The 19,070-nt window shown below is 67.7% G+C and carries 24 protein-coding genes; 10 read left to right on the plus strand and 14 right to left on the minus strand.

What is annotated here, in order from left to right; genetic code table 11:
• Nucleotides 1-8: 8 nt before the first annotated feature.
• Genes NK1_RS21230 through NK1_RS21240 form a run of 3 tightly spaced genes read right to left on the minus strand, consistent with a single transcriptional unit; the run spans nt 9 to nt 2,854 of the window.
• On the minus strand, nt 9-1,421 hold the full coding sequence (locus NK1_RS21230; RefSeq protein ID WP_063011162.1) for an NAD(P)(+) transhydrogenase (Re/Si-specific) subunit beta: 1,413 nt from the start codon (nt 1,419-1,421) through the stop codon (nt 9-11).
• A gap of 3 nt (nt 1,422-1,424) precedes the next feature.
• The gene (locus NK1_RS21235; protein WP_063011164.1) at nt 1,425-1,766 is read right to left on the minus strand and encodes an NAD(P) transhydrogenase subunit alpha part 2; all 342 of its coding nucleotides are present in this window, start codon (nt 1,764-1,766) and stop codon (nt 1,425-1,427) included.
• The gene (locus NK1_RS21240; RefSeq protein ID WP_063011262.1) at nt 1,766-2,854 is read right to left on the minus strand and encodes a Re/Si-specific NAD(P)(+) transhydrogenase subunit alpha; all 1,089 of its coding nucleotides are present in this window, start codon (nt 2,852-2,854) and stop codon (nt 1,766-1,768) included. Before NK1_RS21240 ends, NK1_RS21235 begins: the two co-directional genes overlap by 1 nt.
• Before the next feature lie 326 nt (nt 2,855-3,180).
• On the opposite strand from NK1_RS21240, the gene NK1_RS21245 reads away from it, so the two are divergent.
• From NK1_RS21245 to NK1_RS21255, 3 genes are read left to right on the plus strand one after another with little or no spacing between them, the layout of a single operon-like run.
• Nucleotides 3,181-3,651 (plus strand): HIT family protein, encoded by a 471-nt coding sequence (locus NK1_RS21245; RefSeq protein ID WP_063011167.1) that lies wholly within the window; start codon nt 3,181-3,183, stop codon nt 3,649-3,651.
• Nucleotides 3,648-4,487 (plus strand): maleylpyruvate isomerase family mycothiol-dependent enzyme, encoded by an 840-nt coding sequence (locus tag NK1_RS21250; RefSeq protein WP_063011169.1) that lies wholly within the window; start codon nt 3,648-3,650, stop codon nt 4,485-4,487. The genes NK1_RS21245 and NK1_RS21250 overlap by 4 nt, the downstream gene beginning before the upstream one ends.
• A 6-nt stretch (nt 4,488-4,493) precedes the next feature.
• Nucleotides 4,494-5,144, plus strand: a complete 651-nt coding sequence (locus NK1_RS21255; RefSeq protein WP_063011171.1) for a Type 1 glutamine amidotransferase-like domain-containing protein — start codon at nt 4,494-4,496, stop codon at nt 5,142-5,144.
• Between the two features lie 21 nt (nt 5,145-5,165).
• Here NK1_RS21255 and NK1_RS21260 read toward each other — a convergent pair whose 3' ends face one another.
• Nucleotides 5,166-5,498: a winged helix-turn-helix transcriptional regulator gene (locus tag NK1_RS21260; RefSeq protein WP_063011264.1), complete on the minus strand. Its 333-nt coding sequence runs from the start codon at nt 5,496-5,498 to the stop codon at nt 5,166-5,168.
• Nucleotides 5,499-5,565: 67 nt separating this feature from the next.
• On the opposite strand from NK1_RS21260, the gene NK1_RS21265 reads away from it, so the two are divergent.
• Together NK1_RS21265 and NK1_RS21270 are read left to right on the plus strand one after the other, a co-directional pair.
• Entirely contained in the window at nt 5,566-5,892 is a 327-nt protein-coding gene (locus tag NK1_RS21265) for a YciI family protein (protein ID WP_063011266.1), read from the plus strand.
• Between the two features lie 9 nt (nt 5,893-5,901).
• Nucleotides 5,902-6,546 (plus strand): cysteine hydrolase family protein, encoded by a 645-nt coding sequence (locus NK1_RS21270; RefSeq protein ID WP_063011173.1) that lies wholly within the window; start codon nt 5,902-5,904, stop codon nt 6,544-6,546.
• Between the two features lie 12 nt (nt 6,547-6,558).
• Here NK1_RS21270 and NK1_RS21275 read toward each other — a convergent pair whose 3' ends face one another.
• Entirely contained in the window at nt 6,559-7,146 is a 588-nt protein-coding gene (locus NK1_RS21275) for a TetR/AcrR family transcriptional regulator (protein WP_063011175.1), read from the minus strand.
• A gap of 157 nt (nt 7,147-7,303) precedes the next feature.
• Here NK1_RS21275 and NK1_RS21280 point away from each other — a divergent pair, with 157 nt between their 5' ends.
• Nucleotides 7,304-8,767: an MFS transporter gene (locus NK1_RS21280; protein WP_063011177.1), complete on the plus strand. Its 1,464-nt coding sequence runs from the start codon at nt 7,304-7,306 to the stop codon at nt 8,765-8,767.
• A gap of 47 nt (nt 8,768-8,814) precedes the next feature.
• Here the strand turns inward: NK1_RS21280 and NK1_RS21285 are convergent, their stop codons facing one another.
• Entirely contained in the window at nt 8,815-9,135 is a 321-nt protein-coding gene (locus NK1_RS21285; protein ID WP_030513633.1) for a GroES family chaperonin, read from the minus strand.
• 50 nt (nt 9,136-9,185) lie between these two features.
• Here NK1_RS21285 and NK1_RS21290 point away from each other — a divergent pair, with 50 nt between their 5' ends.
• The 3 genes from NK1_RS21290 (at nt 9,186) to NK1_RS21300 (ending at nt 11,312) form a co-directional block, all read left to right on the plus strand.
• A complete protein-coding gene (locus tag NK1_RS21290) occupies nt 9,186-10,544 on the plus strand; it encodes an FAD-binding oxidoreductase (protein ID WP_063011179.1) in 1,359 nt (452 codons plus the stop codon).
• Between the two features lie 111 nt (nt 10,545-10,655).
• Nucleotides 10,656-10,976, plus strand: coding sequence for a hypothetical protein (locus tag NK1_RS21295; protein ID WP_063011181.1), 321 nt, complete (start codon nt 10,656-10,658; stop codon nt 10,974-10,976).
• Nucleotides 10,977-11,021: 45 nt separating this feature from the next.
• Nucleotides 11,022-11,312: a GNAT family N-acetyltransferase gene (locus tag NK1_RS21300; RefSeq protein WP_063011183.1), complete on the plus strand. Its 291-nt coding sequence runs from the start codon at nt 11,022-11,024 to the stop codon at nt 11,310-11,312.
• A 22-nt stretch (nt 11,313-11,334) separates the two neighbouring features.
• Here NK1_RS21300 and NK1_RS21305 read toward each other — a convergent pair whose 3' ends face one another.
• The 5 genes from NK1_RS21305 to NK1_RS21325 form a co-directional block, all read right to left on the minus strand.
• Nucleotides 11,335-11,643, minus strand: a complete 309-nt coding sequence (locus NK1_RS21305) for a hypothetical protein (RefSeq protein ID WP_030513629.1) — start codon at nt 11,641-11,643, stop codon at nt 11,335-11,337.
• A gap of 300 nt (nt 11,644-11,943) precedes the next feature.
• Complete coding sequence (locus NK1_RS21310) at nt 11,944-13,101, minus strand: acyl-CoA dehydrogenase (protein WP_063011185.1); 1,158 nt, start codon at nt 13,099-13,101, stop codon at nt 11,944-11,946.
• A 183-nt stretch (nt 13,102-13,284) separates the two neighbouring features.
• Nucleotides 13,285-13,965: a TetR family transcriptional regulator gene (locus NK1_RS21315; protein ID WP_063011187.1), complete on the minus strand. Its 681-nt coding sequence runs from the start codon at nt 13,963-13,965 to the stop codon at nt 13,285-13,287.
• 49 nt (nt 13,966-14,014) lie between these two features.
• On the minus strand, nt 14,015-14,551 hold the full coding sequence (gene purE / locus NK1_RS21320; RefSeq protein WP_063011189.1) for a 5-(carboxyamino)imidazole ribonucleotide mutase: 537 nt from the start codon (nt 14,549-14,551) through the stop codon (nt 14,015-14,017).
• Nucleotides 14,544-15,746: a 5-(carboxyamino)imidazole ribonucleotide synthase gene (locus NK1_RS21325; RefSeq protein WP_063011268.1), complete on the minus strand. Its 1,203-nt coding sequence runs from the start codon at nt 15,744-15,746 to the stop codon at nt 14,544-14,546. Before NK1_RS21325 ends, purE begins: the two co-directional genes overlap by 8 nt.
• Before the next feature lie 151 nt (nt 15,747-15,897).
• On the opposite strand from NK1_RS21325, the gene NK1_RS21330 reads away from it, so the two are divergent.
• Nucleotides 15,898-16,443 carry a GtrA family protein gene (locus tag NK1_RS21330; protein WP_063011191.1) on the plus strand — a complete coding sequence of 182 codons (546 nt, stop codon included), beginning with the start codon at nt 15,898-15,900 and terminating at the stop codon, nt 16,441-16,443.
• Nucleotides 16,444-16,452: 9 nt separating this feature from the next.
• Here the strand turns inward: NK1_RS21330 and NK1_RS21335 are convergent, their stop codons facing one another.
• From NK1_RS21335 to NK1_RS21345, 3 genes are read right to left on the minus strand one after another with little or no spacing between them, the layout of a single operon-like run.
• The gene (locus NK1_RS21335; RefSeq protein WP_036498426.1) at nt 16,453-17,763 is read right to left on the minus strand and encodes a sensor histidine kinase; all 1,311 of its coding nucleotides are present in this window, start codon (nt 17,761-17,763) and stop codon (nt 16,453-16,455) included.
• 6 nt (nt 17,764-17,769) lie between these two features.
• Nucleotides 17,770-18,447, minus strand: a complete 678-nt coding sequence (locus NK1_RS21340) for a response regulator transcription factor (protein ID WP_030513615.1) — start codon at nt 18,445-18,447, stop codon at nt 17,770-17,772.
• Between the two features lie 60 nt (nt 18,448-18,507).
• On the minus strand, nt 18,508-19,056 hold the full coding sequence (locus tag NK1_RS21345) for a PH domain-containing protein (protein ID WP_036498425.1): 549 nt from the start codon (nt 19,054-19,056) through the stop codon (nt 18,508-18,510).
• Nucleotides 19,057-19,070: the final 14 nt, after the last annotated feature.

Consider the following 19,070-nt stretch of genomic DNA (forward strand, 5'->3'; position numbering starts at 1 on the left):
GACGCTCGTTACAGCGCCTTGAGTTCCTCGGTGACGGCGCCGACGGACTTCTTGGCGTCGCCGAACAGCATGGAGGTGTGGTCGGCGTAGAACAGCGGGTTGTCGATGCCGGCGAAGCCGGAGTTCATCGACCGCTTCAGCACGATCACGCTCTTGGCCTGGTCGACGTTGAGCACCGGCATGCCGTAGATCGGGCTGGAGGAGTCCTCGCGCGCGGCGGGGTTGGTGACGTCGTTGGCGCCGATCACCAAAGCCACGTCGGTGCGCGAGAATTCGCCGTTGATGTCGTCCATTTCCTTGAGCGCGTCGTAGGAGACCTCGGCCTCGGCCAGCAGCACGTTCATGTGGCCGGGCATGCGACCCGCGACCGGATGGATGGCGTATTTGACCTCGACACCCTTGGCTTCCAGCAGCGAGGCCATCTCCTTGACCGCGTGCTGGGCCTGCGCGACGGCCATACCGTAGCCGGGCACCACGATGACCTGGTTGGCGTAGGCCATCTGGATCGCGGCATCGGCGGCCGAGGTGGCCTTGGCCTGCTTCTGCTCACCGTCACCGGCTGCCGCGGCACCGCCGCCACCACCGAAACCACCCGCGACGATGGCCGGGATGGACCGGTTCATGGCCTTGGCCATCAGATTGGTCAGGATGGTGCCCGACGCGCCGACGATCATGCCGGCCACGATCATCGCGGTGTTGTTCAGCGCCAGACCGGCCGCCGCGGCCGACAGACCGGTCAGCGCGTTCAGCAGCGAGATCACCACTGGCATGTCCGCGCCACCGATCGGCAGCACGACCATCAGGCCGAGCACGGCGGCCAGCACCAGCAGCAGCACCATCCACCACCACGGCGCACCGTCCTTCGTGGCGCCGATACCGATCACCACCGCGGAAGCGATCGCCCCCAGGGCCAGCAGCAGGTTGACCGGCTGCTGCAGTTTGCCGAGTCCGATCGGTCGGCCGGGCAGGATCTCCTGCAGCTTGCCGAACGCGATCAGCGAGCCCCAGAACGAGATCGAACCGATGATCGCCGCGAACAGCGAACCGATCACGATGTGCACCGTGGGCTGCTCGTGCAGCGACGAGAAGCCGTCGCTGTTGAGGAATTCCGACCACGCGATCAACGCGACCGTGCCACCACCGACACCGTTGAACGCGGCCACCAGCTGCGGCATCGCGGTCATCTTGGTGAACCGCGCCGGCGGAACACCCAGCGCCACACCGACAACCAGGCCCGCGATGATGATGATCCAGTTCGAGGTGTCACGAATGGAGATGAACGTCGCGATCACCGCGATGCCCATACCGACCGCCGCGATCCAGTTGCCACGCACCGCGGTCTTGGGACCGGTCAGCCCCATCAGGCCATAGATGAACAGCGAGAACGCGACGATATAAAGAATATTGACCAGATTGTCCATGAGTCAGCGGCCCGCCTTCTCGGTGTTTCCAGGGCGCTCCGCGCCCGACGCAGCGGGCTTCTTGCCCTTGAACATCCCCAGCATCCGGTCGGTCACCACGAAACCACCGACCACGTTCAGCGTTCCGAAGACCACCGCGACGAACAGGATGATCTGCGTGATCACCGACGGATGCTCGACCTTGCCGAGGGTGACCAGCGCACCCAGCACCACGATGCCGTGGATGGCGTTGGTGCCCGACATCAGCGGAGTGTGCAAGGTGTTGGGCACCTTGGAGATCACCGCGAAACCCACGAAACCGGACAGCACCAGAATCGCGATATTGGCCAAAAGCTCGGTATACATCAGCCCTGCTCCTCGGAGTCGGCGGGACGGCTCGGCGCACCGGCCACACAGGAATCGGCGAGCACCTGGTCACCGAAATCGGGCTCGAGCCTGCCGTCTTTCAGCATCAGCTCCAGCAGCGCCGCAATATTCTTCGAGTACAGCTCCGAGGCGTGCTCGGGCATCGTCGCCGGCAGATTCAGCGGCGAGCAGATCGTGACACCGTGCTTGACCGCCGTCTTACCCGGTTCGGTCAGCTCGCAGTTGCCACCGGTCTCCCCCGCCAGGTCGACGATCACACTGCCGGGCTTCATCCCCTCCACCGCGGCGGCGGTCACCAGGCGCGGCGCGGGGCGACCCGGCACCAGCGCGGTGGTCACCACGACGTCGAAGCCCTTGATCGCATCCTCCAAAGCCTGCTGCTGCTGGGCCTTTTCGTCATCGGTCAGCTCGCGGGCGTAACCACCCTCACCGGCCGCGTCGATACCCAGATCCAGCCACTGCGCGCCCACCGACCGCACCTGATCGGCCACCTCGGGCCGCACGTCGTATCCGGTGGTGCGCGCACCGAGGCGCTTGGCGGTGGCCAGGGCCTGCAGACCCGCGACACCCACACCGAGCACCAGCACCGTCGCCGGCTTCACCGTGCCCGCCGCGGTGGTCAGCATCGGGAAAAATCGCGTCGACTCCGACGCCGCCAGCAGCACCGCCTTGTACCCGGCGACATTGGCCTGCGAGGACAGGGCGTCCATCACCTGCGCGCGCGAGATCCGCGGAATCGCCTCCACCGCGAAGGCGCGCACGCCCGCATCCTGAAGCGCGCCGATCTTGTTGTCCGCGTTGCGCGGAGCCAGGAATCCGATCAGCGTCTGGCCCTGCGACAGCTTGGCGATCTCCGCATCGTTGGGCGGGGCCACCTTCACCACGACCTCGGCCTGCCACGGATCACCGATCGTCGCGCCCGCGGCCTCGTAGGCTTCGTCGGGAATCAATGCCCCGAGACCCGCGCCGGCTTCGACGACGACCTGCACACCCTGCTTCACCAGGCTCGGGATGATCTTCGGCACCAACGCGACGCGTCGTTCATCGGTGCCGGTCTCACGAACCACACCGACACGCGTGCGGTGCGACGTGCGACTGTCGTCGCCGGGCTGCGCGCCCTCGTTCGCGCCCTGCGTTGTCTCCACTGGTCAACTTCCTTACTTGTGACGGCAAGCTGGCCCCCTGATGTCCAGGTGGGCCGCCTGTTGGGTCTGGCCGAGCAGAACTTACTTTCCAGTAAGTTCCGAAATAATTCTCGCAACTGTACCCGGCAGGTCGGTGAGATTAGTTGAGATCAACGTCACACCACACCACTCCTTTTCTGCCGAATGGCCGTTCACGCAGCACAGTAGCGGGCTATGCCGGCTGCGTCGTACGCCGTAATGTCTGCCTGGTGAGTGGCTGCATCTTCTGCCGGATTGTCGCGGGCGACGCACCGGCGACGCGGATCTACGAGGACGAGCGGGTGTACGCCTTCCTCGACATCCGGCCGATCACCCGGGGACACACCCTGGTGATTCCGAAGAGCCATGCCGCCCACCTCGACGAACTCGACGCCGACCTGGGCGCGGATCTGTTCCGCGTGGGCCATCGCATCGCAAAGGCGTTGCGGCGCAGCGACCTCGGCGCCGACGGGGCGAATCTCGTCCTCAACGACGGTAAGGCGGCCTTCCAGACGGTGCATCACGTCCACCTGCACGTGGTGCCGCGCCGCGGTGGTGACCTGTTCACCTTCGCCCGCGGCTTCCTGCTGCGGCGCCCGCACGATCCGGCGGCCACGGCGGCCGCGATCCGCACCGGCCTCGACCGGCTCGGCGCGGCGCCGGACCGACTCGACCCGACCGACAGGGAGACTCGTTCATGAGCACAGCCTCACTCGACCGCACCGAACTGACCAGTGCGCTCTCCGACCAGTGGGATGCGCTGGCGGAGCTGACCCGCGGATTGGACGAGGACCGCTGGCGGCTGCCGTCACCGCTGCCGGGCTGGACGGTCTTCGATGTGCTCGCGCATGTCGTCGCCATCGAATCGATGCTGCTCGGCGAGCCGCTGCCACAGGTGGACAGCGATGTCCGGGCGTTCGACCACGTCCGCAACGACACCGGGGCGCTGAACGAGATCTGGCTGGAATCGCTGCGGCCGCTACGCGGTGACGACCTGCTGCGCCGGTTCACCGAGGTGACCGGTCGCCGCCGCGCCGCCCTGGCGGCCGTCGACGAGGCCGCCTGGGCCGCCGACATCCAGTCCCCGATCGGGGTGGTGCCGTACGGCCGGTTCATGCGGGTGCGGTTGTTCGACTGCTGGATGCATCAGCTCGACATTACCGACGCACTCGGCGGCGAGGCGAAGGCCCTGGGGATGGACGAGGGCGGGCGGCGCGCCGAGATCGCGCTGGACGAGATCGAACCCTTCCTCGGGCGCGTGGTGGTCAAGCGTGGCGGCGCGCCCGACGGGTCCCGCATCACGATCGAGACCACCGGTCCGGTCGCCCGCACCGTGCACATTCGCGTCGACGGGCGCGCGGAAGTCGTTGCGGCCCTGGATGGCTCGGCCGACACCGTGATCCGGCTGGGCTCGAGCCTGTTCGCCCGCCTGTGCGGCGGACGCACCGCCGCCGCGGACCATCGCGACGAGATCGAGGTCGACGGCGACCGGGAACTGGGTGAGCGGATCGCCGCGAATCTCGCGTTCACCATCTGATCCGCCGTGCGACTCTTCCTGTCCAGCTACCGCTTCGGCGCCCACTACGACCGCTTCGCCGAACTGGTCGGCGGCCCGGGGCCGATCGCTGTGATTCCGAACGCCTGCGACGCCTGGCCGTCCGCGTGGTCCGGCGCGGTGACCAGTGATCTGGTTCCGCTGCGGCGCCGCGGATTTCGGCCCGAGGTGCTCGACCTGCGCGATTACCTCGGCCGTCCCGCCGCATTGGAGCAGGCGTTGCGCGGATATCCGGCGCTCTGGGTGCGCGGCGGCAACACATTCGTCCTGCGAGCCCAATTTGCCCGCAGCGCAGCCGATCTCGTGCTGCGCGAGTTGCTGGCCGAGGATGCGCTGGCCTACACCGGTTACAGCGCGGGCGCGTGCCTGCTGACACCCGACCTGCACGGCCTGGAGGACGCCGACGATCCGGGCGAGGTGCGGACCGCCTGCAGTATCGATCCGCGCTGGGACGGACTCGGGGTGGTGGACCGGGCGATCGTGCCGCATGTGGATTCGCCGGGCACCGATCCGGACGGACACGGCACCCGCCTGGCCGAGCGCTTACGCGCGGCGGGAACGCCGCACTGGGCGCTGACCGACGACGATGCCGTCGTGGTCGACGGTGACCGCACCGAGATGCTGACCGCGGGCACCTGACGCCGCGTAGGCCGAGCTCGCTCAGCCGAAAGTGATACCCGTTCGCTCACACCGCTTTTCGCCCCATTCGTACAATGCGGTCAGCACCGGAACCAGGCTGCGCCCCTCGGCGGTCAGATCGTATTCCACCTGAGGCGGGACGGTGTCGAAGACGGTCCGGCTGACGAGACCGTCGGCCTCGAGCTCACGCAACTGCTGTACCAGCATCTTCTCACTGGTCGAGGGCATGGCCCGGCGCAGGTGACCGTAGCGCCGCACCCCTTCCTTCAGATGCGCGAGGATCACCGGTTTCCACTTCCCGCCGATCAGATCGACAGTGACCTCGACCGGACAGTAATACCGCCGCTGCGACACCGCGTTCACCTACTTACCGAAAAGTGCGCTCTTGTAACACTGTAATCACCGGACTTGCATGGATCTCATGAAAGTTATCGCCTTCGACCGCTTCAAACCCGGAGTCACTCTCGAGACCATCACACCGTATCTGCCCGAGGAGGTCGCCAATGTGTGGCGCCTCTGGAAGGCCGGAATCGTCCGGGAGAACTACGCCCGCGCGGACGAATCGGGTGTGGTGATCATCTTCGAGGTGGACAATGTCGCGGAGGCCCGGCGCTATGTGGACGATTTCCCATTGTCCAAGAGGGGTTTTCTGGAATGGACCTACGTTCCGGTGACCGCCCCGCTCCCGCTCGAGGCGCTCATGGACGCGTCGATCGACACGGCCGAACCCTACGATCGGACCAGGTGAGCAGTAGATATGCAGCATGCATTCGGACTCGACATTCCCTTGACCGTGGCGGACGCATGCGATCCGGCTCGGACGGCGGTGCTGATCTACGACATGCAGGCCGGCATCGTGAATCAGATCGCCGCGGGACAGCAGATCGTCGATGCCTGCGTCCGGCTTCGAGACATTGCCCGTGAGAACGGTTTTCGTGTGTTCTACACCCGGCACATGTCGCTGCCGCCGGCCGCGTCCGGGGTATCACAACTGCGCACGGCGATGGCGTGGCAGCGGGTGGACGATCCGGCCCGGGTGCGCTCGATGTTCCCCCAGGGCTCACCGCAGTATCAGCTGGTTCCGGAGCTGACACCGGGAGCGGACGAGGTGGTCTTCGACAAGATCACCATGTCGGCGTTCGCGGGCACGCCCCTCGATATCGCCCTGCGCGACCTGCGCCTCGATACCGTCGTGATCGCGGGGATCGCCCTCGAGGTCGGTATCGAGCCGACGGTGCGGCACGGCATCGATCTGGGTTACCTGCCGATCATGGTGACCGACGCGTGCGGCGCCGGACATCCGGACGCGGCCGAGCGGTCCTATGCCGCAATGGCTTTCGCCGGCGGATCGCTCACCACCGATCTCGCCGCCCTCGAGCGGGAGATGGCCGCGCGCCGTTAGCGAGCGTTCGGCTCAGGCGTCCTCGCGCGGCGCCACGATCCGGCGCGCGGCGTCGCGCACCCAGTTGCGCAGCTCCGCCGGGTCGTCGGGGCCGCCGACGACGAACCGCCGGGACTGCGGGAGCGCCTGCTGATAGTTGATCAGTCCCGTCAGCAGGGTCAGCAGGTATCCGGGCGGCATATCGTCGCGCAGCAGTCCCCGCCGTTGCGCGGCCTCGACCTTCTCGATCTTGTCCCGGTAGCGGCGCGCGCGAGCCTCGCCGGCGGCGACCTGATCCGGCGCCAGTTCCAGCGCCTCCCACATCTGCAGCCGGAGGAATTCCGGATGCTCGCGGTGGTAGGCGATATGAGCGTCCACCCAGGCGTCGATATCGTCGATATCGGTCGATACCGCTGCGGCCACATCGATCATCGCCTTCTCCAGCACCTGCTCGAACAGGTGCTGTTTGTCGCCGAAGTAGGCGTAGATCAGCTGTTTGTTGGCCTTGGCATTGCGGGCGATGCGATCCACGCGGGCACCGGCGATCCCGTGAGCGGCGAACTCCTCGGTCGCCGCCTCGAAGATGCGGGCCTTGGTGGCCTCGGGATCGCGCGGGGGCATGCCATCGATGCTAACCAACCAATTGGTTGACACGACGTCGCGGGCGCTGGAATAGTTCTAACCAACCGGTTAGTTACATCCCTCGCGGAAACCGATCCGCATCCCGCGGCGCAGCGCGGCGCCGCCGACACTCTCGACCGATTCCGGGGAGTCCGATATGTCCACCCTCGAAACCCCAACCGCCCCACCGCTTCTGCGCACACCGTCGGCCGACGTCGTGCCCTACCCGGCTCGCTGGCGGGTCCTGCCGGTGGTGCTGAGTGCCATGTTCATGGCGATGTTCGACTGGTTCGTCGTCAATGTCGCCGCCTCCTCGCTGCAACACGACCTGAACGCCGGCGAAGCGGCGCTCGAACTGATCGTCGGCGGTTACGGCTTCGCCTACGCCTCGGGCCTCATCACGGGCGGCCGCCTCGGCGACCTGTTCGGCCACCGGCGCCTGTTCGTGATCGGCATGCTGGCCTTCACGGTGGCGTCGCTGCTCTGCGGCCTCGCGACCGACGCCTGGACGCTGGTCGGGGCCCGCGTGCTGCAGGGCGGCACCGCGGCGCTGATGGTGCCGCAGATGCTGGCGCTGATCAACACCCTGTTCCCGCCGCTCGAGCGGCCGCGGGCGATGGCCGCGTTCGGCGCCACCATCGGCCTCGGCGCGGTCGCGGGCCAGGTGCTCGGCGGCATCCTGGTCGACGCCGATCTGTTCGGCTGGGGCTGGCGCACCATCTTCTACATCAACGTGCCGATCGGAGTGGTCGCGGCCGTTCTGGCCGCGCGCTGGCTCCCCCGCACCGGTAGCACTCGCCGGGCACGGCTGGATCCGGTTGGTGCCGTGGGCATTTCCGCAGCGCTGGCCCTGCTGCTGATCCCGATCACCCTGGGCCGGCCGGAGGGCTGGCCGCTGTGGACCTGGGTGTCGATGGCGGCCGCGGCGCCGGTGCTGCTGGCGACGCTGCGCTACGAGAACCGGCTCGCACGCCGGGGCGGGGAACCTGTCCTCGACACCGCCATGGTCCGCGAACGCGGCTTCAGTCTCGGCTTGGTGATCGCGGGCGGCTATCTGACCTTCTTCGCCGGCTTCATGCTCTGCCTGACGCTGATGCTGCAGGGCGGACTCGGATTGTCGCCGCTGCGTGCGGGTTTGGCGTTCGCGCCGCTGGGACTGTGCTTCGCGGGCAGTTCACTGTTCCTCGCGCCGCGGGTCGCCGGCCGCTTCGGGAACCGGGTCATGGTGATCGGCACCTGCACCAGCCTGACCGGTCTGGGCATCACCCTGGCGGTGCTGGCCGGCATGGGCACACAGGTGAGCGCCCTCGCGCTGATTCCCGGCATGATGATCGTCGGCCTCGGCAACGGTATGACCATCCCCTCGGTCGTCTCGGCCGTGCTGTCCTCGGGTATCCCCGCGCCGCAGGCCGGGATGGCGGCCGGCGTGCTCACCACCGCGCAGCAGTTCGGAAATGCCATCGGCGCAACGGTTCTCGGCGTCATCTTCTTCTCGGCGCTGGGTGCGGCACACACCACCGGCAGCTATGTGACCGCGATGGAGATGGCCGCGGTGGCCGGGATCGTGGTCCTCGGTGTGGTGCTCGCCGCCGCGCTGGCGCTGCCGCGGCGAACCCGCTGAACGGCTCGATGCCCCCGGCCGCACGGCCGGGGGCATCGCCGTCGCGGTTACAGGTAGAGGCCGGTGCCGTGTTCGGGGCGTTCGCTGGCCACCGCGTGCAGATCGCGTTCGCGCAGCACCAGATAGGCCTGGCCCTGCACCTCCACCTCGAACTGATCCTCCGCGCTGAACAGCACGCGGTCGCCGACGCCCACGCTGCGTACATGCGAACCGACCCCGCTGACCTCACCCCAGGTCAGCCGCTTGGCCACCTGCGCGGTGGCGGGAATCAGAATGCCGCCACTGCTGCGTCGTTCGCCCTCCTCCTGGGAGACGCGAACCATGATCCGGTCGTGGAGCATCTGGATCTCGAGCTTGGCATCGGACACCGCGGCAGTGTACTGCGCACGGATCCCGTGCGAGCACGTAGGTTCGGGGTGTGGACATCGCAACACTCGCAGACCGGCTTCCCGACGGCACGGTCGTCACCGATCCCGACATCCTCACCGGGTACCGCCACGACCGCGCGCTCGATCCACAGGCCGGGATGCCGGCGGCGCTGGTGCGGCCGCTGACCACCGAGCAGGTCGCGACCGTGGTCGGCTGGGCACACGAACATCGGGTCCCGCTCGTGCCGCGCGGCGCCGGAACCGGGCTCTCCGGCGGCGCGACCGCACAGGACGGCGCCCTGCTGGTGAGCACCGAACGCATGCGCGAGATCACGGTCGATCCGGTCACCCGCACCGCCGTGACCCAGCCCGGACTGCTGAACGCGGAGGTCAAACGGGCCGCCGCGGAACACGGACTGTGGTATCCGCCGGATCCGTCGTCGTTCGAGATCTGCTCGATCGGCGGCAACGCCGCCACCAACGCCGGTGGGCTGTGCTGTGTGAAATACGGCGTCACCACCGACTACATCCTGGGTATGGAAGTGGTGCTCGCCGACGGCACGGTGGTGCGGCTGGGCGGGCCGCGGCTCAAGGATTCCGCCGGGCTGTCGCTGACCAAACTGTTCGTCGGCAGCGAGGGCACCCTCGGCATCATCACCGAGCTGACACTGCGGCTGCTGCCCGCGCAGCCGCAGCAGAGCACCGTGGTCGCCACGTTCTCCACCCTCACCGCGGCCACGGCGGCGATCGAGGCGGTCGCGGCCCGGCTGCGTCCCTCGATGCTGGAATTCATGGACTCGGTGGCGATCAACGCGGTCGAGGACGAAATGCGGATGGGACTCGATCGCGAGGCCGCCGCCATGCTGGTGGCCCGCTCCGACGCCCCCGGCGAATTCCGTGCGCGGGAGGCCGCGATCATCGCGGAGGCCTGCGAAAGCGCCGGAGCCGCCGAGGTTTTCCGGACCGAGGACCCGGAGGAGGGTGAAGCGTTCTGCGCCGCACGGCGATTCGCGATTCCCGCCGTGGAACGCAAGGGACCGCTGCTGCTCGAGGACGTCGGCGTGCCGCTGCCACGCCTGGGCGACCTGGTCACGGGAATCGCCGAGATCGCCGAGCGGCGCGAGGTGCTGATCTCGGTGATCGCGCACGCCGGTGACGGCAACACCCACCCGCTGATCGTCTACAACCTCGCCGACGCGGACGAGACCGCACGCGCCCATCAGGCATTCGGCGAGATCATGGACCTGGCCATCGCGCTGGGCGGCACGATTACCGGCGAGCACGGGGTCGGGCGGTTGAAGAAGGCGTGGCTGCCCGATCAGGTCGGTCCGGAGGTGATGGATCTGACCCGGCGCATCAAGGAGGCCCTGGACCCGCACGGCATTCTCAACCCGGGCGCGGTGCTCTGAACACGACCTCAGCCGGAAAAATCTCGCAAACCGGACAGTCGGCGGCTAGGCTGCGAGATCTCGGTTCGCTCGCCTGATGAGCGGCCCCTATCGAAAGCCTCCCGAGGACACATGATCAAGAGCCTGCCCGCCGTCGTGTTCGCCGCCGCGACGACCGCTTCCCTGCTGATTCTCCCCGCGGCCACGGCCCAGGCGAAATCTCCGGCCTGCGATCGAGCCATCGCCATGGTCAACGCGGGAGTGCAGATGAGCGGCGGTACATTCGACGCCGAGACGGCCCGTGCCCTGCACGATCGGCTGTGGACCGTCGGCGATCTCGCCACGGGTGAGGAGCGGGCGGCGATCACCGGATACGCCGACGCCCTGATCGACGACAACGTCACCGACCTGCAGCCCTTCACCGACGAACTCAATCGAGTCTGCGGGAGCTGACCCGCGCGCGGAACAAATCGGCCCGGGACGTCGGTTCCACCTGATATGACGACCAGGCTCGAGCACAATACGGCCGCCGGCCGCTACGAGATCTACATCGACGACACCCTCGCGGGCTACGCGGACTACAACGAAAGCAGCGCGGGCGGCAAGCCGATTCGCGACCTCAACCACACCCTCACCTTCCCCGAATTCCGGGGACGCGGGGTGGCGGCGCAACTGGTCGACTACGCGCTCACCGACTGCCGCGACAACGGATTCGCGGTGGTGCCGACCTGCTGGTACGTGGAGCAGTACATCGGCGACCACCGCGAATACGCCGACCTCGTCGCCTAGCGGACAGGGTCCGGCGGCCGCGTCAGATGCGGCGCCGCCAGACCAGGAACTGCCGGTCGCCGACCGTCCCCATCGCCTCGATCACGGCGGCGTTGTCGAAGCCCGGCAGTTTCTGCAGGCGGGCCAGGAACTCGGTGTCGGCAGCGGAATGCGGGACCACGCAACCGTTTCCGCGCACACCGATCAGCACGAAGAACACATCGTCGGCGAAGGGGCCGTCGGCGGTCGTGATGATCCGCACCTCGGTCAGCTCCAGCCAGGTGACCTCTTCGATTCGCCCGTTGTCCAGGGTGCGGCGGACGAACCTGTCGGTGATCTCCACGCCTGCCATGCATCAATATTGCGCCGCGAAAGCCGTTGGGACAATTCCGAATTCGCCCGATTGCGATTGAACGAACATTTGAAATTGCAGATGAAAGTACTTCGCAGAGATTTTCTGGGCACTACCGTTCTACCAGCGAAAATTGCCGGTAATTCACTGAATTCGGCGCTTCGATACCGTAACGCGCCCTGACAACCCGCCGCGCGCGACGCGCCACGAGCCCCGGCCGCTTCGGTTCGATGTCACAAGGTGACGCGGGCGGTGCCGAGTCGTCCCCGGCACCGCCCACGCCCTCGGGCGACCGTGCGATCAGCGCAGCAGCTGACGCGACATGACCAGACGCTGAATCTGGTTGGTGCCCTCGTAGATCTGGGTGATCTTGGCGTCGCGCATCATCCGCTCCACCGGGAAGTCGGTGGTGTAGCCGGCGCCACCGAACAGCTGCACCGCGTTGGTGGTCACCTCCATCGCCACATCGGAGGCGAAGCACTTGGAGGCGGCGGAGATGAAGCCCAGGTTCTTCTCGCCGCGCTCGGCGCGGGCGGCCGAGGTGTAGACCATCAGGCGCGCGGCCTCCACCTTCATCGCCATATCGGCGAGCATGAACTGAGTGTTCTGGAAATCGGCGATGGCCTTGCCGAACTGCTTACGGTCCTTGGTGTAGGCGATCGCGGCGTCCAGCGCACCCTGCGCCAGACCGACGGCCTGCGCACCGATGGTGGGCCGGGTGTGGTCGAGGGTCTGCAGCGCGGTCTTGAAACCGGTGCCCTCGGCGCCGATGATCCGGTCGCCCGGGATGCGGCAGTTCTCGAAGTACAGTTCGGCGGTCGGCGAACCCTTGATGCCCAGCTTGTGCTCGAGCGGGCCGACCACGAAGCCCTCGTCGTCCTTGTGCACCATGAACGCGGAGATGCCGTTGGCGCCCTTCTCCGGATCGGTCACGGCCATCACGGTGTACCAGGTGGACTGGCCGCCGTTGGTGATCCAGCACTTGGAGCCGTTGATCACCCAGTCGTCACCGTCGCGCTTGGCGCGGGTGCGCATGGAGGCGGCATCCGAACCGGCCTCGCGCTCGGACAGGCAGTAGGAGGCCATCTTGCCCTCGACGAGGTCGGGCAGCACCTTCTGCTTCAGCTCCTCGGAGCCCTGCAGGATCAGGCCCATGGTGCCGAGCTTGTTCACGGCCGGAATCAGCGAGGACGAACCACAGACGCGGGCGACCTCCTCGATGACGATGCAGGTGGCGACCGAGTCGGCGCCCTGGCCGCCGTAGGCCTCGGGAACGTGGACCGCGTTGAAGCCCGCGGCGTTCAGCGCGTCCAGGGCCTCCTTCGGGAACCGGGCGTTGCCGTCGACATCCTTGGCGTGCGGGGCGATCTCCTTCTCGGCCAGGCCGCGAATCGCCGCGCGCAGCTCGTCGTGGATGTCGTCCAACTTGAACAGATCGAATTCGGGGTTGCCCGCCATGGGTTCACTCCTGGTCGTGGGGTTTCGGTTCGCCTGGTCCGCGAATTCCGGCACTACACTGGCGCACCTCGGCACTCAGTGCCAGTCGTATCCGAGTATACGCCGCCGAAGGGCGACAACGTGAGGGGATACCGGGAATCCACCCTGGCACTCAGTGCCACACAGCCGACTCACCGGCCCGGCTCACAGATTATCGAGGCGGTCGGCCAGAAGGTCGGCGACCTGCCGGGCGGGCATCGTCCGCGGGAAGACCGCCACCACCAACTCGGCCGGATCCGGTGCCGGGCCGGGAGGCGCGATCGCCCGTACCGCCGCGCGCAGATCGGCCGCGCTCGCCTCGGATCGACCACGCACCATGCGGCGCAGCAGATAGTTGTGGGTGGCGGTGACGGCCGCGCTGAACTGGATCAGCGCCAGATCGGGCACCTCGGGAAGCCGATCACGCAGATAGTCGGTGAACAGCCGTTCGTACCGGAAGACGGTCACGATCTCGCGATCACGCAACGCCGACGCCTGCCGGACGACCCGATAGCGGCGCGCGGCCAGTTCCCTGGTCTCGGTGAACCGCTCGAAGATCCCGACCACCGCCTCCCGCACGGCATCCCACGGATCACCCTGCGCCGCAGTCAGATACGCCTTCGCCCGGGCGAGCTGCTCCTCGTGGTCGGCGAAGACCACATCCTCCTTCGACCGGAACTGCCGGAAGAACGTCCGCCGCGAAATCCCCGCCGCCTCCGCGATCTCCTCCACCGTGGTCGCCTCGTACCCCTGCTCCGCGAACAGCCGCAACGCGTGATCGACCACGGCCAGCCGGAACTCCGCGGCATCGGCGGCACGAACGGGGGTCGAATTGTCGCTGGGCACCCCACAACGGTAGCCGTGCCGTACGGGGAGGTCCCGGGCGCGCCGACGACTAACCCAGCAGGCGGGTGCGCAGGGCTTCGTCCTTGTCGAGGACCAGTTTCTCCAGGTCGGCCTGGAACTGTTCCATGCGGGTGCGCAGCTGGGGGTCGGCGGCGGCGAGGATGCGGACGGCCAGCAGGCCCGCGTTGCGGGCACCGCCGATGGACACCGTGGCGACGGGGACGCCGGCCGGCATCTGCACGATCGACAGCAGGGAGTCCATGCCGTCGAGGTACTTCAGCGGGACCGGGACACCGATCACCGGCAGCGGCGTGGCCGAGGCGACCATACCGGGCAGGTGGGCGGCGCCACCGGCACCGGCGATGATCACCTTGACGCCGCGACCGGCGGCCTCGCGGGCGTAGTCGAGCATGCGCTGCGGCGTGCGATGCGCCGAGACCACACCGACCTCGAAGCGAATCCCGAACTCCGCCAACGCTTCCGCGGCCGCTTCCATCGTGGGCCAGTCGGAGTCGCTGCCCATGATCAGGCCGACCGCCGGAGCGGAGCCCGCGGAGCGACCATCGAACCCGATTCCGTTACTCATGGGGATCCCATCCATCGGTCCACACCGCGTGCGACATCCAGTGCGCCGCCCGTTCGGCCTTCTCCCGCACCTCGGTCACGTCGTCACCGAGGATGTTCACATGCCCGATCTTGCGCTTCGGGCGCTCGCCCTTGCCGTAGAGGTGCACCTTCGCCTCCGGCATCCGGGCGAACAGGTGATGCAGCCGCTCGTCCATCGACATCGCCGGCGCCTCGGCCGCGCCGAGGATGTTCGCCATCACCGTCACCGGCGCCAGCGGCGTGGTGGCGCCCAGCGGATAGTCCAGCACCGCGCGCAGATGCTGTTCGAACTGTCCGGTGACGGCGCCGTCCATCCCCCAGTGCCCGGAATTGTGCGGGCGCATGGCCAGCTCGTTGACCAGCAGGTCACCGGCGTGGGTTTCGAACAGCTCGACGGCCATCGCACCGGTGACGCCGAGTTCGGCGGCCAGCCGCAGGGCCAGCGATTCGGCCTCGGTCGCGGCCTCGTCCGAGAGCTCCGGCGCGGGCGCGATCACCACGGCACACTGCCCCTCGCGCTGCACGGTCTCCACCACGGGCCAGACCGCGGCCTGTCCGAACGGCGAGCGCGCCACCATCGCGGAGAGCTCACGCTTCAGATCCACCCGCTGCTCGGCGAGCAATGTCACACCGTGCCCGAGCTGATCGGTGACGATGCGTTCGGCCTCGGCGGCGTCGTCGATCATCCAGACGCCGCGCCCGTCGTAGCCGCCCCGCACCGCCTTCAGCACGAACGGACCGTGTTCGGCGAGGAATCCGGTGGCATCCGCGACGGCCTCGACCGCCGTGAACGCCGGAACCGGCACTCCCATTTCGGCCAGCTTGCGCCGCATCGCGAGCTTGTCCTGGGCGTAGACCAGCGCGGCCGGCGGCGGCTGCACGTTGACACCCTCGGCCACCAGCGCCAGCAGATGCTCGGTCGGCACATGTTCGTGGTCGAAGGTCACCGCGTGCGTACCGACGGCAACCTTGCGCAGGGCCGCGAGGTCGGTGTGCGATCCGAGCACCACCTCGGGACTGACCTGCGCCGCCGGATCGTCGGGTCGCTCGACCAGGACCCGCAGGCACTGTCCCAGCGCCACGGCAGCCTGATGCGTCATCCGCGCCAGCTGCCCGCCGCCGATCATCGCGACGGTCGGCATTCCGCCACCTTCGAAACTGCGTGAAACCGGCATCGGTTCACCTTCGGCAACCTCTTGCACCCCGGTGGAAGGGTCCATCGATGGCCCACTACGCTCGCTCACAGCCCACCATGTTGTCATGCGCCCACACGCGGGAGTGAGTGCGGGTTGATTGCCCATCGCGGGACGGACGTAGACTCACCGGGTGCCATTTGTCGACGATGTGGTCAACATCCTGCCGAAAACGCTACGGGACCTCGCTATTCGTCATCACGAGCTGATCAAGTTCGCGATTGTCGGAGCGACCACTTTCGTCATCGACAGCGGTATCTTCTACATCCTCAAATTGACCGTTCTCGAGTCGAAACCGATCACCGCCAAGATCATTTCCGGGGTTATCGCGGTCATCGCGTCCTACATCCTGAACCGGGAATGGTCGTTCAAGGGTCGCGGCGGTCGTGAGAAACACCACGAAGCCCTGCTGTTCTTCGTGGTCAGCGCCATCGGTGTGCTGCTGTCGAATCTCCCGCTGTGGGTTTCGCGGTATTTCTTCCACCTGCACGTCCCCGATGTCAGCTTGACCGTGGAGAACATCGCCGACTTCGTCAGCGCCTTCATCATCGGCAACATCCTGCAGATGGTGTTCCGATTCTGGGCGATGAAGCGCTGGGTGTTCCCCGACGAAATCGATGCGCTGGTCGAAGAATTCGAAGAGCTGTACGAGGAAGAGAAACCGCTCGGCTTCAGCTGAACCCGTCGTTCAGCGGGGCTCCCCGATGACGCCGTTACCCGACCGTCCCGCGGTCGGCTTACCGAGAAATACCGCGAACAGCGCCGGACGCCGTCGCTGGAGTTCCAAGCGGCCACCGTCGGCTTCGATCAGCGCGCGCGCCAGCGCCAGCCCCACTCCGGTCGATCCGGCGCCGGAGAAGCCGCGGTCGAAGATGTGCGGCGCCAGTTCGTCGCTGACCCCCTCGCCCTCGTCGGCCACCTCCACCGCCACCAGCGGTTCCCGGTCGGGGCCGCCGTAGACCGTGCGCACCGACACCGAGCAGTCACCCCCGCCATGCACCAGCGCGTTGTCCACCAGCACGGCCACCGCCTCACGCAACCGCGATCCGGTCACCGGGGCGCGCAGACCGGGATCGCCGGAGAGCACGAGCTTGCGCCCGGCCTCGGCGAAGGGATGCCGCCATTCGGCGACCACCCCGCGCAATTCGGCGACCACCGGAACCGGTTCGTGATCGGCGGCGTCCTGGTCGCGGGAATCGCGGACCAGTTCGTCGATCGCCTCGGTGAGCCGATCGACCTGCGCCATCGCCTCCTCCGATTCCTGGACGACCGCCGGATCCGGATGCGCCGACAATTCGTCCAGGCGCAGCCGCACCGCGGTCAGGCGACTGCGCAACTGATGGGAGACATCGGCGACCAGCGCATGCTCGCGCTGCAGGCGGCCCGCGATCTCCACCGTCGCCGAATCGAGCACATCGGAGACGCGGTCGAGTTCGGTGATCCCGTGCCGGCGCGGATCGGGCCGGAAATCGCCCTTCGCCAGCCGCGCGGCGCGCGCGGCCACATCCCGTAGCGGATCGGCGACCCGTCGCGCGGTCACCACCGCCACCGCGGCGCCCGCGGCCAGCGAGGCCAGGGCCACCAGCGCCACCGCGCCCACCGCTTGCCGCTGCATCGAGTGCATGGGGGCGGCCGGCACCTCGAGTCGCAGCGAGCCGGACGTGCCCATCGACAGCGATTCCACCACCGGGTTCTCGACCTCCGGCGCACCCGCGTCCACGCGCAGCGCGGCATCCTCGGGCGTCGGATAGATGATGGTCAGCCGTCCGCCGGAGGGGATCAGCGGCCGCACCGAGCGCAGGTCGAGCACGCCGTGGACCAATCCGTCGTCACGCTCCTGGCCGACGATCTCCACCGACATGCGATCCAGCCGGGCCCGCAGGTCGCTGCGGGTGATATCGGCCACCCACTGCCACGCCGTGAACGCCAACGGGATACCCAGCACCACGGTGGTGAGGGTCAGGGCCGCCAGCATGGACAGCAGAATTCGGCGCCGCATCGGCGATCAATCGGTGTTGAAGCGGAAACCGACACCACGCACGGTGACGATGCGCCGCTCCGCGACGGGGCCCTCGTCGCCGATCTTGCGGCGCAGCCAGGACATGTGCATATCGAGGGTTTTGGAGCCGCGCAGATCGGCATCGCCCCACACCTCACGCAGAATCGTCTCGCGCGGCACCACCTGCCCGGCCCGGTCGATGAGCACCTTGAGCAGTTCGTACTCCTTGTTGGCCAGATTCACCTCGTGGCCGTTGACCAGTACCCGGCGCGCCGCGGGTTCGAGCCGCACGCCGCCGATCTCCACCGCCTCGTCGCCGATGCCGCTGCGCCGCAACAGGGCTCGCACGCGGGCCAGCAGTTCGGCGAGGCGGAACGGTTTGCCGACATAGTCGTCGGCGCCGGCGTCGAGACCCACCACGAAATCGACCTCGTCGGTGCGGGCGGTCAGCATCAGCACCGCGAGATCGGCGCCCCGGGCGCGTACCTGGCGGCACACCTCCAGGCCGTCCATACCGGGTAGCCCGAGGTCGAGGATGAGCAGATCGTGTTCGCCCTCCAGCGCCCGGCGCAGCACGGCGGGGCCGAAACTCTCGACGGTTACCGAATAGCCTTCGCGCCCCAGGGCTCGCGAGAGCGGAGCGGCGATGGCCTCATCGTCCTCGGCCAGCAGTACGGCGGTCACAGCACAAGATTACTGGCGAACCGGGCCGATCGGGCGTGCGCCACCGAACCGCGGCGGCCGCTACCGACGGCGGCCGTAACGGGGGTCCTGATACTGGTCGTGGCCCGGATCGCCGTGCGGGTTGTCGAAGACCTGGTGGTACAGCAGCGAATGCACCTTCTGCACGTTCGGAATGTCGTCGTATTCCAACGGATCCCCCGAGGCGGCGTCGATGATCAGCGTGCCCGTGCCCAGCAACCGGTCCGACAACCCGTGGCGGAACTGCACACTGGAGATGCGGTTCATCGGGATATCGATGCCGGTGTGGGTGAGCACGCCCTCGCGCACCAGCACCCGCCGGTCGGTGATGATGAAATGCGTTGACTTCCAACGGATCACCTGCGACAGGCAACGCCACACGACCAGCAGCGCCCACACCACGACGATCGCGATGAGAACGATGTTGCGCGTGGTGCCCTCGGTGTTGCGCCAGGCCAGCCCGCTCAGGAATCCGGCCAGCGCGGTGGCGAGGATGAAGGTGAGCGCCGGCAAGAACAACATCTTCCAATGCGGATGACGGTGCAGTAGCAGCTGCTCGTCCGGCGCGAGCAGCTCCTCCGGATAACTCATATGCGAACCCTACC

Origin of the sequence: Nocardia kruczakiae NBRC 101016, from assembly GCF_001612965.1 — a bacterium.
GTDB classification, from domain to species: Bacteria; Actinomycetota; Actinomycetes; order Mycobacteriales; family Mycobacteriaceae; genus Nocardia; species Nocardia kruczakiae.